Origin of the sequence: Stenotrophomonas bentonitica (genome assembly GCF_013185915.1) — a bacterium.
GTDB lineage: Bacteria > Pseudomonadota > Gammaproteobacteria > Xanthomonadales > Xanthomonadaceae > Stenotrophomonas > Stenotrophomonas bentonitica.
Genome location: NZ_JAAZUH010000001.1, coordinates 164,082 through 179,883 on the forward strand (window position 1 = coordinate 164,082; position 15,802 = coordinate 179,883).

A 15,802-nucleotide genomic window follows, 5' to 3' on the forward strand; every position below is an offset into this window, starting at 1 on the left:
ATCGCGAGGACACGCATGGCGTGTCGCTACGCGTGTGATCCCCATCCGTTCCCGTTAGCCGGCCAGCTCTGCCTGGTCGCGCTCGATTCCGTACTTGCGCAACTTTTCGACCAGGGTGGTGCGGCGCAATCCCAGCAACTGCGCGGCGTGGGCGACCACGCCCTGGGTGCGCTCCAGCGCTTCGTTGATCAGCGTCAGCTCGATGCTGGCCATGTGGTTGCGCAGGTCCAGGCCCGCGTCGGGCAGGGCGGGGGCGCGTTCTGCTGGGTTTGCCGCTGCGGCAGCGGTGCCCGCCGTCGGGGTGTGGAACGAGAAACTGCGCAGGTCGAGGCGCTCGTCGCCGTTGGTTTCCGGTGCAGCAACCGCCACCGGTGCTGCGACTGCGAAATCGCCGCGGTACTTGGCCGGCAGGTCCTGCACGCGCACGCTGCCGCCCGGATGAAGCACCGCCAGGCGCTCCACCAGGTTGGTCAGCTCGCGCACGTTGCCCGGCCATTCGTACCCTGCAAGCGCCTGCAGCGCTTCCGGGCTGAAACGCACTTCCCCACGCCCGGTGCGGGCCAGCTGGCCGGCGATGGTGGTGACCAATGCGGGCAGGTCTTCGGCGCGCTCGCGCAGCGCCGGCACTTCGATCGGGAACACGTTGAGGCGGTAGAACAGATCCTCGCGGAACTTGCCGTCGGCAATGCGCGATTCCAGGTCGCGGTGGGTCGCGGCGATCACGCGCACATTGCAGCGGATGGTCTGGTTGCCGCCCACGCGCTCGAAGCTGCGTTCCTGCAGCACGCGAAGCAGCTTGACCTGCATCGGCAGGCTCATGTCGCCGATTTCATCGAGCAGCAGGGTGCCGCCTTCGGCCATTTCGAAACGGCCCTTGCGTGCACTCAACGCACCGGTGAAGGCGCCCTTTTCGTGACCGAACAGTTCGCTTTCCAGCAGGTCGGCCGGGATCGCGCCGCAGTTGATCGCGACGAACGGGCCATCGCGGCGCGGCGAGCGCTGGTGGATCGAGCGCGACACCACTTCCTTGCCGGTGCCCGATTCGCCCAGCACCAGCACGGTGGTGTCGAACGCGGCAACCTGTTCGATCATCTGGCGCAGCGCGCTTACCGCAGCGCCGTCGCCGGTGGGGCCCTGTTCCTGCACGGCGCCGGCCTGGTGCTCGGCGTCCAGCCGCTTCAGGCTGGCACGGCGCAGCAGCGCTTCCATCTGCGCGTGGCGCAGCGGCGCTTCCAGCGGCCAGACGTTGGCTTCATGCAGGCCATGGCGCTGCGCGAACGCGCTGGCGTCGCCGTCGATCAGCATCACCGGCGGCGGCAGGGCGCCCTGGCCGGCCCAGGCAAACAGCGCTTCGCTGCGCTCGCCCGGTTCCAGTCCGCCGATGATCACCGCCATCCAGTCGGTGGCGCGGTGGCGGCGGTGGTCGAAGTCGGCCGGGTCGGCGACCCAGCGCGGGTTGAAGTCCATGAATTCCAGCAGGCTGACGGTGCGCTCGGCGCGCACGGCGTCGTTGTCCAGCACCAGGATGCGCGACTCGCTCATGGCGTGGCCTCCGGCTTCAATCCTTCCAGAATCGGCATGACCTCCTGGATGTAGGACAACTTGCTGACGAAGTTGTTGGCACCCGCACGCAGGGCGTGGTCGCGGTGTTCGGCGTCATCGAAGTGGCTGGCGATGACGATGTACGGCGCGTCGTCCTGGCTCTTGATCAGCCGGGTGGCCTGCAGCCCGCCCATTTCCGGCATGGCCAGGTCCATCAGCACCACCTGCGGGCGCAGCGCCTCGGACCGCTCGATGGCCTCCAGGCCATTGCCGGCGCTGCCGACCACATCCAGCCATTCGACCTTGCGGAAGTGACGCATGGCCGCGTTGATGAAACCTTCGTGGTCGTCCACCAGCAGTACGGTGAGCTTGTTCATGTGTGTACTTCCTCAGCCCACCCGGGCCAGTAGCGGGGTGCGGGCACTGTGCCGGCGGCGTTCACGGGCCGGCGCGATGTCCAGTTGTTCGCGGTATTTTGCAACGGTTCGGCGGGCAATATTCACCCCCTGGCGTGACAGAAGTCCCGCAATGGCTTCGTCGGCCAGCGGTTTGCCGGCCGGTTCGGCGTCGATCAGGCGGCGGACCATGGCCTTCACGGCCTGGCCGGAGACGCTGGCGCCTTCCAGCCGCACCGCGAAGAAGTGCTTCAGCTCCAGGGTGCCGCGCGGGGTCTGCAGGTACTTGCCGGTGGTGATGCGCGAGACGGTGGACTCGTGCATGCCGATGGCGTCGGCCACTTCCTTCAGGGTCAGCGGCGCCATCGCCTCTTCGCCGCGGGTCAGGAAACCGGCCTGGCGCTCGATGATGACCCGGGTGGTGCGCAGCAGGGTGTCGTAGCGCATCGACAGGCCGCGGGTCAGCCAGCGGGCTTCCTGCAGCATGTCGCGCAGCGGCTGGCCGCTGTCGCCGGCATCAGCCAGGGCGTTCTCATAGGTGGGGTTGATGCTGAGGCGGCGGCTGGTGGCCGGGTTCAGGGCCACGCGCCACTGGCCGTCGGCGTGCCAGGCGACCACGTCGGGGATGACCGCGCCGGTGCTGTCCGGCAGCAGGCTGTCGCCCGGGCGCGGCTGCAGCGACAGGATCAGGCGGACCGCTTCGTGGATGTCGGCCACTTCGGCGTCGAGCTGGCGGGCGAGGGCGGGGTAGTCGTGGGCGGCCAGGGCCTCCAGGCCGTTGTCCAGCACGCGCTGGGCCAGGTGGCGGGCCGGCACGCGGCCGTGCAGGGCGCGCAGCTGCACCGACAGGCATTCGTGCAGGTCCTGCGCGGCCAGCCCGGCCGGGTCGCCGTGCAGGATCTGCTGGCGCACCACTTCCACGCCGGCGGCGTCGACATCGCAGTGGGCGCTGGCCAGCAGGGTCAGCTGGGACAGGGGGGCGTCCAGGTAACCGGCGTCGTCGCAGTGCTCCAGCCAGAACCGGGCCACCGCCAGCTCGCGGGCGTCCAGTTCCAGCGACAGGCGCTGCAGGGCGCGCAGCTGCGGGTCGCTGGACTCGTCGGCGGCAATGCGCTGCAGGCGGTCATCGTCGCCGTCGTGCCAGCTGGCACCGGCCACGTCCCACATCGCCGGTTCGGGCAGTTCGTCGAACGCGGCCACTTCCACCGTGGTGCCGGCCTCGCTGGTGGTCGCCGCTTCCTGCGCGGGGGCGTCTTCAAGCTCCAGCAGCGGGTTGGTTTCCAGGGCGCGGCGGATCTCCAGCTCCAGCTGCATGCCGTCCAGCTGCAGCAGTCGGATCGACTGCAGCAGTTGCGGCGTGAGGTGGAGCTGCTGACCCAGCTGGGTCGACATGGTCGGCTTCATTGCGGTGTATCCCCGTCGCACCGTGTCCCCGGTGCGTTATGGAACACATCTTGCTTCTGATCCCTCGGGGGGAAAATCAGGGGGTTCCTGAGTGGGGTCGTCAGGTTCCCGACACCCTGTAGGGAGATTCCCTACCGTATTCCAGTTCTTTGACGCTGCCGACCGCTGGAAGCCTTGTAGTTGCGTGGCCGGGCGGCGTGTCTGCGATTCAAAATTCCGACGACGACGGGTGGGAGGCCTGTCCGGTGTCGGGGAACCGACGCCGTTTATTCCAGTTCGTGCTGGTGGCGGGCGGCCAGCAGCAGCAGGTCGTTGGCGCGGCGGCAGCCCAGCGACTCCATCATGCGCGCCCGGTGGGTCTCCACGGTCTTGACGCTGATGCCGAGGTCGGCGGCGATTTCCTTGTTGCTCTCGCCCTTGCCGATCTGGCGCAGGATCTCGCGCTGGCGTGGCGACAATGCGGCCACGCCGACCGGCTTTTCCTTGCCCAGCATGGGCGCCAGCATCTTGGCCGAGATCTGCGGGCTCAGGAATACCTGCCCGGCATGCGCGGCGCGCAGCGCCAGTTCCAGCTCCTGCGGGGCGGCGTCCTTGACCACGAAGCCGACCGCGCCGCGGTCCAGCGCGTCGCGCACGTGCACCGCGTCGTCGTGCATGGTCATCATCACCACGCGGGTGCCGGGGGCACGCACCAGGATGTCGCTCAGCGCTTCCAGCCCGGTGCGGCCGGGCAGGGACAGGTCCATCAGGATCACGTCGGGCGAATGCAGCAGCGCCATCTGCAGGGCCTGCTCGGCGTTGCTGGCCTCGGCGGCCACGTCCACGTCGGTAAAGCCCTGAAGCAGGCGACTGAGGCCGGCGCGGACCAGGGTGTGATCGTCGACGATGAGAACGCGCACGGGCAGGCTGGGTGTGAAGGTCAAGAAGTTCTTCACATTACCGGAGCGGAGGGGCGAATTAAAGGGTAGTGCCGGCCGCCGGCCGGCTCCAGGAGGTCCATGGTCATGCGAGGAGCCGGCCGGCGGCCGGCACTACGGTCGCTCGCGCCGCAACGGCCGGGGTCAGCGGCTGCGGCGGCTTTCTGCTACCTGCCGCCGATGAAGCCTGAACAGGTGGCGCTCGAGCGCCATTTCCAGCGCCTCGCTCATCGGCTGGAAGCGCAGCCACAGGAAGCAGGAGCCGGCGCCGCTGGCCGCTTCGGCCAGGATCGAGACGGGCAGGTCGATGTGGTCGGGCAGCCAGTCGCAGGGCTGCAGGCGGATCACGCCCAGGCTGCCGGTCGGCGCGCCGGTGCGGGTGCCCAGCTCCAGGCGGATGCCGCGGCGCGACCAGCGCAGAGGGCGCAGGTCCAGTTCCTGGCTGCTCTGCCGGACCAGCCGGCCGAGCAGCACCATGGTCAGGTCGAGCTTGGCTTCCAGGCGCTGCAGCTGGGCGCTGTCGCCGCGTTCGTCATGGCCGTCGTCGACGCGGGCGTCTTCAACCAGCGCCACGCTGCGCAGCAGGGTTTCGGCGCTGCCCGGGCGGATCACCGCGCTGCCCAGCCGGAACTCGGCCGGCAGGGCCAGGTCGCAGCTCAGCGTTTCATCGAACAGCTCGCTTTCGGCCGGATGATGGATGTCGCTGGGGCGCTGATCGCTCATGACAGGGCTTCTGCGGTGAGGTAAGCACGCGCCACGCGGCCGGCGGCGACGTTCTGGCGCAGGTGGCGCGCGGCTTCGTCGCGCTGGCTGGCCATCGTCCGCAGCAGGTGCTGCTGGCGGCTTTCCAGCGCGGTCAGCCCGGCCACGTCGGCCAGTGCGCCCGGCTGGGCCAGCCAGGCCTGCTGGTGGCGGTCCAGGTCGTCCAGGCAGACCCCGGCGGCGGCGTAGTCGTCCACGCGCAGCGCCGCTTCCACCGCGTCGAGGTCGGCGTTGAGGCAGGCCAGCGACAGCGCGCCTTCCATCACAGCGCGACCGCGGCCGGCTGGCGCTGGTCGTGCGGAATCGCATTCCAGGCCGAATCGATCTCGCCCAGCAGCTCCAGCGACTCGCGCAGGGCTTCGGGGTCGTTGTGCAGGTTGGCTTCGGTCAGGCGCTGCATGACGTAATCGTACAGGGCCGACAGATTGCCGGCGATTTCACCACCGGCCTCATGGTCCAGCGAGCCGTTGAGGTGGCCCACGATCGCGCAGACCTCGCCGATCGCCTTGCCCTTGCGCGCCTGGTCGCCGCCTTCCAGGCAGGCCTGGGCCAGGCGCACGCGTTCCAGCGCGCCGGACAGCAGCAGCGCGACCAGCTTGTGCGGGTCGGCATCGGTGATCGAGCTCTGCACGCCGACCTTGCGGTACTGCTCGGTGAATTGACGGTTGGAACCGTACATGGATCATGTCTCCTGCAACGTTGGTACCGATATCGGCCGCGCGCGCGCCCAACTTGAGCGTCCGGGCTCAACCCGACAGCTGGCTCAGCTGCTGGCTCAGCGCGGAGCTGCTCTGGCTGAGCTTGCCCATCAGGGCGTCCAGCGCCAGGAACTGCTTCTTGTAGCGTTCTTCGACGCCCGCCATGCGCGTGTCCAGCGCCTTGCGGCGCTTGTCGATGTCGGTCAGCGTGGCATTGATGCTTTTGGTGCGGGAAACGAACGCGCCTTCCTTGCCGACCGTGGTGCTGGTGTAGCCGTCGACCATGTTGAACAGCTTGGTGGCCGCACCGTCGTCGCCCGTGAAGGCCTGGCGCACCGCGCCGGCCTGGTTGACCAGGGCCGCTTCGAACTTGGTGTTGTCCAGCACCAGGCTGCCGTCCGCGTTCGGGTAGGCGCGGGTCTGCAGGCCCAGGGTCTTGGGGTCCAGGCCGTTGGCGGCCAGGTCCTTGAGCACGCCGCTCATCATCGAGCGCAGCTGGCTGGCGGCACCGCGCATCTGCGCGTCGCCAGTCAGCGAGGAGGGCTCCTTGTTCTCGATGTCGTACTTGGTCGCCGTGTTGATCGCCGCGAGCGCGCCGTTGTAGGCGGTCACGAAGTCCTGCATGACCTTGCGCGCGGCGGCGACGTCGCTGCTGATGGTGACGTTGCTTTCGCCGACCTTCTTCAGGTTCAGGGTCAGGCCCGGGACCACGTCGGTGACGGTGTTCTCGCTGGCGACCACGGCCACGCCGTCGATGGTCAACTTGGCGTCGGCGGCGGGGGTGCGCTCGGACATGCTGGCGGCCAGCGCGGTCAGGTCGGCGTTGCCGCTGCCGGCCCGGAGCTTGATCGCGTTGGCGGTGCCGGACTTTTCCTGCGACAGCGACAGGTACTGGTCGTCGCCGGAGGCGATCAGGGTGGTCTGCACGCCCAGGCTGCGGGCGGCCTTGTCGATCTTGGTGCGGATCGAGGACAGGGTGTCGTCGGCCTCGACCTGGATGTCGAGCGACTTCATCTTGTCGCCCACGCCGACGTCCAGCGTCAGGGTTCCGGCGCCGAAGGTCTTGGTCTTGGGGATGGCGGTGTCGGCGATCCACTTGTTGGCGGTCGCCAGTTGCTCGACCTTGACCACGTGGGTGCCGGTGGCGGCATCGTTGGTGCCGCTGGCGGTCAGGATGTCGTCGGTGCCGCTCTTGGTCACGTTGAACAGGCGCGCGTCGAAGGCGGTGGAGGCCTTGAGCGCCTTCAAGGAGGTGCTCAGCACGTCGAACGCGGACTTGACCGTGCCCACGGCCGACAACTGCATCTTGGCCTTGGACTGCTGCAGGTTCAGTGCGTTGTCCGCCGGCTTGCGGTCGGCCGCGACCAGGCTGGCCACCATGCCGGAAATGTCCAGTCCCGAACCGATGCCGCCGTAACCAAAGTCAGCCACGTTGTCTCTCCTGTCTGTCAACGAATGTAGCGGCCGTAGCCGCAAGGTCTTTAGACCCGGGTCGATGCAGGAGTTGTGCCAAGGGCAGGGCGCGGAAGACTGGCACGCGCTTTGCAGGGGTAATCATGCGGGACGCAGTACGGTCCGGCCAGGGGTCTGTAAAAAACCCTCCCCCAATGCAGGGGAGGGCTCAGGCTACTGAAAAATACGGGGGGAGACGAAGCCACCCGGGGAGTTCAGTCAAACTTACAGCGCTGATAACAGTTCGGCCGCAGGGGCGGGCCATGGCCACGGATGCCATGGACATGGCCCGGTCCTGCAATTCGTTTGCTGCTGCTCGGGGTTGCCCGCGCCGCCGGCGGTATGCCGGCGGCGTAGGCGCGTGACTCAGCGCAGCAGGCTGAGCACGTTCTGCGGCACCTGGTTGGCCTGGGCCAGCATGGCCGTACCGGCCTGCTGCAGGATCTGGGTGCGGGTCAGCTCTGCGGTTTCCTTGGCGAAATCCGTGTCCTTGATGCGGCTGCGCGAGGCGGACAGGTTTTCCGAGGAGGTCTGCAGGTTGGCCACCACTGAGGTGAAGCGGTTCTGCACCGCACCGAGGTCGGCGCGGGTGCTGTTGATCGCGCTCAGTGCCTTGTCGACGATTTCCAGCGACTGCTGGGCACCCTTGACCGTGGACACGTCGATCGCGTCGGTGAACTGCTTGGTCGGCGCCGTGGTGTTGCCAGCCAGCGTGATGCCCGTGCCGCTCAGCTGCACTACCGTACCGGCCGAGTTCACGCTGTCCTTGACCGAGGTCAGGGTCAGCGCGCCGGTGGTGGCGTCGGCTTCAGCAAGGACGCCGGTTTCGCCGATCTTCGCGTTGATGTGCGTGGCCAGCGCCTGACCGGCCTTGGCGGCGGTGGTGTCGGTGAGCTTCAGCTCGTCGAACGACACCGTGCCCGAGGCGCTGGTCAGCGAGAACGCGGCCTGGGTGGCGGCGCCAGCGGTGATGGTCGGGGCGGCAACCGTGGCGGTCACGAACTGGGCGCCGCCCAAGGCATTGGCCTTGGCATCCACGACCTTGTCGATGGCAATCGCCTGGCCGGCATTGGCACCGACCTGGAACAGCTGGCTGGAGAACGAGCCGTCCAGCAGCTTGGTGCCGTTGAAGTCCGACTGCTTGGCGACGCGGTCGATTTCGCTGACCAGCTGGGTCACTTCGGCCTGCAGCGCCTTGCGGTCGCTGGCGGAGTTGGTGGCGTTGGAGGCCTGCACCGACAGCTCGCGGACGCGCTGCAGGTTGTTGCCGATTTCGGTCAGCGAACCTTCGGCGACCTGGGCCAGCGAGATGCCGTCGTTGGCATTGCGGATGGCCACGTCGGTGCCGCGGATCTGGGTGCCGAAGCGCTCGGAGATCGCCAGGCCGGCCGCGTCGTCCTTGGCGCTGTTGATGCGCGAACCGGACGACAGGCGCTGGATGGTGGTGGCCAGGGAGCTGCCGCTGGTGCTCAGGTTGCGCTGAGCGTTCAACGACATCGTGTTGGTGTTGATGACTTGTGCCATGGGAATTCCTTCAGGCGTATGCGGTATGAAGTGCGGTGGAAGCGGCGCCGGTTTCCCGGCGCCTCTTGGTCAGTCGGGATCAGCGCAGCAGGCTGAGCACGTTCTGCGGCACCTGGTTGGCCTGGGCCAGCATGGCCGTGCCGGCCTGCTGCAGGATCTGGGTGCGGGTGAGTTCTGCGGTTTCCTTGGCGAAATCCGTGTCCTTGATGCGGCTGCGCGAGGCGGACAGGTTTTCCGAGGAGGTCTGCAGGTTTGCGACCACCGAGGTGAAGCGGTTCTGCACCGCACCGAGGTCGGCGCGGGTGTTGTTGATCGCGCTCAGTGCCTTGTCGACGATTTCCAGCGCCTGCTGGGCACCCTTGACCGTGGACACGTCGATCGAGTCGGCGAACTCCTTGCTGCCCTGTACGGCAGCAGTGGCGGCGCCAGCAAGATCGGTGGTGGTGAACAACGCCGCCGCGCCGTCCTTGTCCACGCTGTCCTTGACCGAGGTCAGGGTCAGCGCGCCGGCATCGTCGGCTTCGGCATAGATGCCGGTTTCGCCGATCTTGGCATTGATGTGCGCGGCCAGCGCCTTGCCAGCAGCCACTTCGTTTGCTGCTTCATCACCCGCACTCGGCACCACCAGCTCGGCGAACTTGACTGCCGTGCCCTTGCTGTCGGTGATGGTGAACTCGTCGATGGTGGTTGCGGTGTCGTCGGCAGCGGCCTGCTTGGCGACTGCCAACGTCGCGAACTGCGCGCCACCCAGGGCATTGGCCTTGGCGTCCACGACCTTGTCGATGGCGATGGCCTGGCCGGCATTGGCGCCGACCTGGAACAGCTGGCTGGAGAACGAGCCGTCCAGCAGCTTGGTGCCGTTGAAGTCCGACTGCTTGGCGACGCGGTCGATTTCGCTGACCAGCTGGGTCACTTCGGCCTGCAGCGCCTTGCGGTCGCTGGCAGAGTTGGTGGCGTTGGAGGCCTGCACCGACAGCTCGCGGACGCGCTGCAGGTTGTTGCCGATTTCAGTCAACGAACCTTCGGCGACCTGGGCCAGCGAGATGCCGTCGTTGGCATTGCGGATGGCCACGTCGGTACCACGGATCTGGGTGCCGAAGCGCTCGGAAATCGCCAGGCCTGCCGCGTCGTCCTTGGCGCTGTTGATGCGCGAACCCGAGGACAGGCGCTGGATGGTGGTGGCCAGGGAGCTGCCGCTGGTGCTCAGGTTGCGCTGAGCGTTCAACGACATCGTATTGGTGTTGATGACTTGTGCCATGGGAATTCCTTCAGGCGGGGGTGGAGCGTGGGACGTTGCCGTCGGCGCCGGTCAGACCGGCCCCGACACTCGAGGGTGGATCAGCGCAGCAGGCTGAGCACGTTCTGCGGCACCTGGTTGGCCTGGGCCAGCATGGCCGTACCGGCCTGCTGCAGGATCTGGGTGCGGGTCAGCTCAGCGGTTTCCTTGGCAAAGTCCGTGTCCTTGATGCGGCTGCGCGAGGCGGACAGGTTTTCCGAGGAGGTCTGCAGGTTGGCCACCACCGAGGTGAAGCGGTTCTGCACCGCACCGAGGTCGGCGCGGGTGTTGTTGATCGCGCTCAGTGCCTTGTCGACGATTTCCAGCGACTGCTGGGCGCCCTTGACCGTGGACACGTCGATCGCGTCGGCGAACTGCTTGGCCGGGGGCGCCGCCGGGGTGTTGGCATCGACGTAGGTCGCGTTGGTGGCGGCTACGGTGAAGGCCTTGTAGGCACCGTCCTTGTCCACGCTGTCCTTGACCGAGGTCAGGGTCACACCGGTGCCGGCGTCATTCACCTCGGCGTACACACCGGTTTCGCCGATCTTGGCATTGATGTGCGAGGCCAGTGCGTTGACGGCGGCAGTACCGGTGGCCAACACGCTGCCGGCGCTCTTTACGGTCAGGTTGTCGAAGTCGACCTTGTTGCCCTTGCTGTCGGTGATGCTCAGGCCGGTGATGGCCACGTCGGCCGCGGCGTTGGCCGCAGCAGCCGGGGTGATCGTACCGGTGGCGAACTGGGCGCCGCCCAGGGCATTGGCCTTGGCGTCCACGACCTTGTCGATGGCAATGGCCTGGCCTGCGTTGGCGCCGACCTGGAACAGCTGGCTGGAGAACGAGCCGTCCAGCAGCTTGGTGCCGTTGAAGTCCGACTGCTTGGCGACGCGGTCGATTTCGCTGACCAGCTGGGTCACTTCGGCCTGTAGCGCCTTGCGGTCGCTGGCCGAGTTGGTGGCGTTGGAGGCCTGCACCGACAGCTCGCGGACGCGCTGCAGGTTGTTGCCGATTTCAGTCAGCGAACCTTCGGCGACCTGGGCCAGCGAGATGCCGTCGTTGGCATTGCGGATGGCCACGTCGGTACCGCGGATCTGGGTGCCGAAGCGCTCGGAGATCGCCAGGCCTGCCGCGTCGTCCTTCGCGCTGTTGATGCGCGAACCCGAGGACAGGCGCTGGATGGTGGTGGCCAACGAGCTGCCGCTGGTGCTCAGGTTGCGCTGAGCATTCAACGACATCGTGTTGGTATTGATGACTTGTGCCATTAGGAGAGGTCCTTGAGCGGTTGCACGTGTATGGGTTCAGACGCTCATGACGTGCTTCAGGAGCGGCTACTGTCAGCGCTGCAGCAGGCTGAGCACGTTCTGGGGCACCTGGTTGGCCTGGGCCAGCATGGCCGTGCCGGCCTGCTGCAGGATCTGGGTGCGGGTCAGTTCTGCGGTTTCCTTGGCGAAGTCGGTATCGCGGATGCGGCTGCGCGAGGCCGACAGGTTCTCCGTGGAGGTCTGCAGGTTGGCGACGACGGAGGTGAAGCGGTTCTGGATCGCGCCGAGGTCGGCGCGCACGCTGTTGACCGATTCCAGTGCCTTGTCGACCACTTCCAGCGCCTTCTGCGCGCCGACGTAGGAGGACACGTCCAGGTCCTTGACCACCGCGCCGGTGGCGGTGGCGGCAACCGAGCTGGGCGCGGCGGCGGTGGAGTTGGCCAGGTTGAGCTGGGCGGCGCCGGTGATGACCAGGTCGCGGTCGGCTTCCACCGGGGTCAGCTTCAGGCGGTGGGTGTCCGGGGTGCCGGCGGTGGTGACCACTTCGGCGTAGACGCCGGTTTCGCCGATCTGGTTGTTGATCTGCGCGGCGGCCGATGCGGCGAACTCGGCGGTGGTGGTGCCGCTGATGGTGCCGATGGTGATGCCGTTGATGGTGACGCCGGTCAGGTCCGTGATCGTGGCCACGTCAGCGGTGCTGCTCACGGCCGGGGCGAACTTGGCGTTGCCCAGCGAGCTGGCCTTGGCGTCGACCACGTTGTTGATGGCGATGGCCTGGCCGGCGTTGGCGCCCACCTGGAACAGCTGGCTGGTGAAGCTGCCGTCCAGCAGCTTGGTGCCGTTGAAGTCGGACTGCTTGGCGACGCGGTCGATTTCGCTGACCAGCTGGGTGACTTCGGCCTGCAGGGCCTTGCGGTCGGTGGCCGAGTTGGTCGCGTTGGAGGCCTGCACGGCCAGTTCGCGGACGCGCTGCAGGTTGTTGCCGATCTCGCTCAGCGCGCCTTCGGCGACCTGTGCCAGCGAGATGCCGTCGTTGGCATTGCGGATCGCGACGTCGGTGCCGCGGATCTGGGTGCCGAAGCGCTCGGAGATGGCCAGGCCGGCGGCGTCGTCCTTCGCGCTGTTGATGCGCAGGCCGGACGAGAGGCGCTGGATGGTGGTCGCGAGCGAGCTGCCGCTGGTGCTCAGGTTGCGCTGAGCGTTGAGCGACATCGTATTGGTGTTGATTACCTGTGCCATGGGTCGTCTCCCTTATTGGAATCCCGGTGCGGAAATGGAACGAAGCGCCGCCGTTTGTTTTTGTTTGGCTGTGTGCTTCGTTGTTGCCAAATGAATAACGGCGCTTTGTCAACAACCTTTAGCCGGAAATTTCGTTGGGGTTTCCGGAGGGGCCACGGACCCAACCTGAACGGGCAGGGCGCAGCAACGAAAAAGGCCGCGATGCTTGGAGCATCGCGGCCTTGGGGCCTTGCGGAGGTGGTGTGGCGGGTCAGCGTATGACGTTGAACAGCGACATCTGCTGCATCTGCGAGAACAGCGTCTGGGCCGCCTGCAGCGCGGTGCTTTCCAGCTGGTACTGGCTGATGGCGTCGGCATAGTCCAGGTCGCGCATCTGCGACAGAGTGCCCTTCAGCGTGACCGTATTGGATTCACGCATGTCCGCCGCGTTGTCCAGCGCCTTGAGCTGGGCGCCGCCGGCCGCACGCGAGTCGATCATCCGTTCCGAGGCCCGGGCCACGTCGCGCAGGCCACTCTGCAGCAGGTTCTGCTGCGCGGCCGACTTGGCCGCCGTGCCGGTGTCCATCTTCAGCGAACCGATCAGGCTGTCCAGGGTGCTGAAGATGTCGCGGCTGGTCGCGGCACTGACCTCGAAGCTGTCACCGGCGGCGGGGACGCCATCTATATGCAGGCGCACGCCGTTGAGTACCAGATCATCGCCGGCCTTCATGCTGCCGGTGGAGACCACCGTGCCGCCCGCGTCGAGCAGTTCGTACTGGTCGGCAGCGGTGAAGCGCACGCTGAAGGCCTGGCCGTTCCAGTTGTCGCTGCCGTCGCGGGTGACGTTGGTGAGCACGCCGGTGCCGGTGTTGGCGGTGTTGGCGGCACCGTCGACATGGCCGTCGCCGGTGGCGATGCGCAGGAAGATCTCGCTGCCGGGCAGGGCGTCGAGCACGTAGGTGTCCGGACCCACTTCGACCTGGCGCTGGTTCTGGTCGCCGTTGTAGACGACCTTGCCATCGACCTGGCTGAACGGCGGGCTGTCGTCGGCGGTCCCACCGAACAGATAGCGGCCGGTGCCGTCGGTACTGTTGGCCAAGGCCAGCAGATTGCCGCGGATCGCTTCGATTTCGGTAACCATCGACTGCTTGTCCGACGCGGCCAGCGCCGGATTGTTGGCGTACACGGTCAGTTCGGTGATGCGCCCCATCATGTCGCCGACCTGGGCCAGCGCGTTTTCCTGCAGGCCGAGCCGGTTCTGCACGTTGCCGGCGTTGAGCTCCATGCGCTCCAGCGAGGCCAGGGTGCGGTCCAGCCCGACCGCGGCGCCGGAGGCGACCGGGTCGTCCTTGGCGGTCACCAGGCGGCGACCGGTGGCGATCTGCTGTTCCAGGTGGCTCATCTTGGCCTGCTTGGCCAGCATCAGCGACACCGACTGGTTGAACATCATCCCGGTGGAAATGCGGTTGTTCATCGGCTCACGGCTCCGAGGATGGTCTGGAACATGTTGTCGGCGGTGGAGATCAGCTGCGAGGCGGCCTGGTAGGCCTGCTGCAGGCGGAGCATGTCCGCCGCTTCCTCGTCCAGGTTGACCCCGGACACCGCGTCCCGCGACGCCTGCGCCTGGTCGGTGATGACCTGCTGCGCCTGCAGCGAGTAGTCGGCCGCGCGCGCGGCGGCGCCGACCTGGGTGGTCAGCCCGCCCAGCGCACCGCTCAGGGTGACCGTACCGGCGTTGAAGGCCTTGGCCTGCTCGACCTTGGACAGCAGCAGGGCGTTGCTGTTGTCCGACGACCCGGCCGGGGTCGGCCCCATATTGAAGGTGTCGCCGGTCTTCGGCGCACCGTCCAGCACGAAGCTCCAGCCGTTGGCGCTGAGGGTCTGGCCGGGGGTGTAGGTGAACGGACCGGCACCGTCCACGGTGTACTCGGTGCCGCTGGTGAACACGATGGCGGCCGGGGTGCGCAGCGCCGGGTTGGTCGGGTCGGTGACCTTGACCCCGGTGAGCTTGCCGGTGCCGCTGTTGGACAGGGCGGCGCTGCCCTTCACCGGCGCCGCCGCGGCGATGCGCGAAGTGTCGGTAATCGCGACCGACAACGTGCCGGCGACGCCGGCGGTGGGCTGCAGCAGCATGCGGTCGTTGGTGGCCGGGGTGCCGCTCATGACCAGTTCCACGCCATTGATCACCAGCGGGTCGGCGGCGCTGCCGGTGCCGGTCATCGGAATGGCGGCGCCGGTGTCGGCGCGGGTGGCCTGCCACTGGGTGCCGTCGAACTTCAGCACCACGTTCTGGCCGTCCAGCTTGGACAGGTCGCCGAACGTGGCGGTCATGCTGGCGGTGCCGGCGTTGTTGGCGTTGCCGGTGACGCGCGGGCTGCCGATGTTGAAGAAGTCGCCGCCCAGGTTGCCGTACAGGTCCGCGCCCTGGCGGTGCACGTCGTTGAAGCTGCTGGCCAGGCCGATGGCGAGCTTGCCCAGTTCGGCCTGGGTCGGGGTCAGCACCGTGTCGCGGAACTCGAGCAGGCCGCCGATCTGGCCGCCCAAGATCTTCGGTTCCAGGGTGATCTTCTGGCCCTGGGTTTCAAGCGCCAACTGCAGGCGCTCGGGCTGGTAGGGGTCGGTGACCGTGGTGACCTTGCTGGCGGTGGTGCCCACCACCAGCGCCTGGCCACCGGCGGTGTAGACGTTCATGAAACCGCCGTCCTGGATCACCGCGGTGCCGCCGGTGTAACCGATCAGGTTGGCGACCAGCGCGTCGCGGCGGTCGAGCAGGTCGGGCGCGGCGTTGTTGGCGTTGCTGCCGATCGCGCCGTTGAGCTGCGCGATCTCGGCGGCCAGGCGGTTGACTTCGGTGGCACCGGCGATCAGGCCGTTGTTGACCTCGCCGTTGAGCGTGTCGAGCTGGCCGTTGAGCTGCTGGAAGCGGCTGGCCAGGGTCTTGCCGCCGTCGAGCATGTTCTGGCGGTCGGAGGTGCCCGAGGCATTGGAGGACAGCCCGCTGACCGTATCGAAGAAATTCGACCACACACCCGACACATTGGTGGCGGTGTCGGAGAACATCGCGTCGACGCGGTCGGCCATGCTGGAAAGCTGCTTCAGCCGCGCCAGTTCGCCGCTGCCGTCGAGCAGCCGCGAGATCGCCAGCTGGTCGGCGACGCGGCGCACATCGGTGATCCGGGTGCCGTTGCCGATATCGCCATAGCCCAGGTTCTGCGGGGTGGCGGTGGCGAAGTCGACCTTCTGCCGGCTGTAGCCGGGCGTATTGATGTTGGCGACGTTATGGCTGGTGGTGGCCAGTGCGCGCTGGAAGGCGAGCAGGGCGCTGGAGCCGGTGGAAAGTACGGACATGGGTTAC

At 67.4% G+C, this 15,802-nt stretch carries 14 protein-coding genes; all 14 read right to left on the reverse strand.

Features of this window, described 5'->3' with window-relative positions; genetic code table 11:
- Nucleotides 1–54 precede the first annotated feature (54 nt).
- The gene (locus HGB51_RS00700) at nucleotides 55–1,542 is read right to left on the reverse strand and encodes a sigma-54 dependent transcriptional regulator (RefSeq protein ID WP_070209325.1); all 1,488 of its coding nucleotides are present in this window, start codon (nucleotides 1,540–1,542) and stop codon (nucleotides 55–57) included.
- Nucleotides 1,539–1,919: a response regulator gene (locus tag HGB51_RS00705; protein WP_070209326.1), complete on the reverse strand. Its 381-nt coding sequence runs from the start codon at nucleotides 1,917–1,919 to the stop codon at nucleotides 1,539–1,541. Before HGB51_RS00705 ends, HGB51_RS00700 begins: the two co-directional genes overlap by 4 nt.
- A gap of 12 nt (nucleotides 1,920–1,931) precedes the next feature.
- Nucleotides 1,932–3,341, reverse strand: a complete 1,410-nt coding sequence (rpoN, locus tag HGB51_RS00710; protein WP_070209327.1) for an RNA polymerase factor sigma-54 — start codon at nucleotides 3,339–3,341, stop codon at nucleotides 1,932–1,934.
- 266 nt (nucleotides 3,342–3,607) lie between these two features.
- Nucleotides 3,608–4,240 carry a response regulator gene (locus HGB51_RS00715; protein ID WP_070209332.1) on the reverse strand — a complete coding sequence of 211 codons (633 nt, stop codon included), beginning with the start codon at nucleotides 4,238–4,240 and terminating at the stop codon, nucleotides 3,608–3,610.
- A 162-nt stretch (nucleotides 4,241–4,402) separates the two neighbouring features.
- Nucleotides 4,403–4,981: a PilZ domain-containing protein gene (locus tag HGB51_RS00720; RefSeq protein ID WP_070209328.1), complete on the reverse strand. Its 579-nt coding sequence runs from the start codon at nucleotides 4,979–4,981 to the stop codon at nucleotides 4,403–4,405.
- The gene (locus HGB51_RS00725; protein WP_141739228.1) at nucleotides 4,978–5,283 is read right to left on the reverse strand and encodes a hypothetical protein; all 306 of its coding nucleotides are present in this window, start codon (nucleotides 5,281–5,283) and stop codon (nucleotides 4,978–4,980) included. The genes HGB51_RS00720 and HGB51_RS00725 overlap by 4 nt, the downstream gene beginning before the upstream one ends.
- Nucleotides 5,283–5,699, reverse strand: a complete 417-nt coding sequence (fliS, locus tag HGB51_RS00730; protein ID WP_070209330.1) for a flagellar export chaperone FliS — start codon at nucleotides 5,697–5,699, stop codon at nucleotides 5,283–5,285. The genes HGB51_RS00725 and fliS overlap by 1 nt, the downstream gene beginning before the upstream one ends.
- A 67-nt stretch (nucleotides 5,700–5,766) precedes the next feature.
- A complete protein-coding gene (fliD, locus tag HGB51_RS00735) occupies nucleotides 5,767–7,149 on the reverse strand; it encodes a flagellar filament capping protein FliD (protein WP_070209331.1) in 1,383 nt (460 codons plus the stop codon).
- A 387-nt stretch (nucleotides 7,150–7,536) separates the two neighbouring features.
- A complete protein-coding gene (locus HGB51_RS00740; RefSeq protein ID WP_171966697.1) occupies nucleotides 7,537–8,694 on the reverse strand; it encodes a flagellin in 1,158 nt (385 codons plus the stop codon).
- A 79-nt stretch (nucleotides 8,695–8,773) separates the two neighbouring features.
- Nucleotides 8,774–9,952, reverse strand: coding sequence for a flagellin (locus tag HGB51_RS00745; protein WP_171966698.1), 1,179 nt, complete (start codon nucleotides 9,950–9,952; stop codon nucleotides 8,774–8,776).
- Between the two features lie 80 nt (nucleotides 9,953–10,032).
- Complete coding sequence (locus HGB51_RS00750) at nucleotides 10,033–11,229, reverse strand: flagellin (RefSeq protein ID WP_171966699.1); 1,197 nt, start codon at nucleotides 11,227–11,229, stop codon at nucleotides 10,033–10,035.
- A 72-nt stretch (nucleotides 11,230–11,301) separates the two neighbouring features.
- On the reverse strand, nucleotides 11,302–12,468 hold the full coding sequence (locus HGB51_RS00755) for a flagellin (RefSeq protein WP_070208090.1): 1,167 nt from the start codon (nucleotides 12,466–12,468) through the stop codon (nucleotides 11,302–11,304).
- A 250-nt stretch (nucleotides 12,469–12,718) separates the two neighbouring features.
- Nucleotides 12,719–13,921 (reverse strand): flagellar hook-associated protein FlgL, encoded by a 1,203-nt coding sequence (flgL, locus tag HGB51_RS00760; RefSeq protein WP_070208091.1) that lies wholly within the window; start codon nucleotides 13,919–13,921, stop codon nucleotides 12,719–12,721.
- On the reverse strand, nucleotides 13,918–15,795 hold the full coding sequence (flgK, locus tag HGB51_RS00765) for a flagellar hook-associated protein FlgK (protein ID WP_070208092.1): 1,878 nt from the start codon (nucleotides 15,793–15,795) through the stop codon (nucleotides 13,918–13,920). Before flgK ends, flgL begins: the two co-directional genes overlap by 4 nt.
- Nucleotides 15,796–15,802 lie beyond the last annotated feature (7 nt).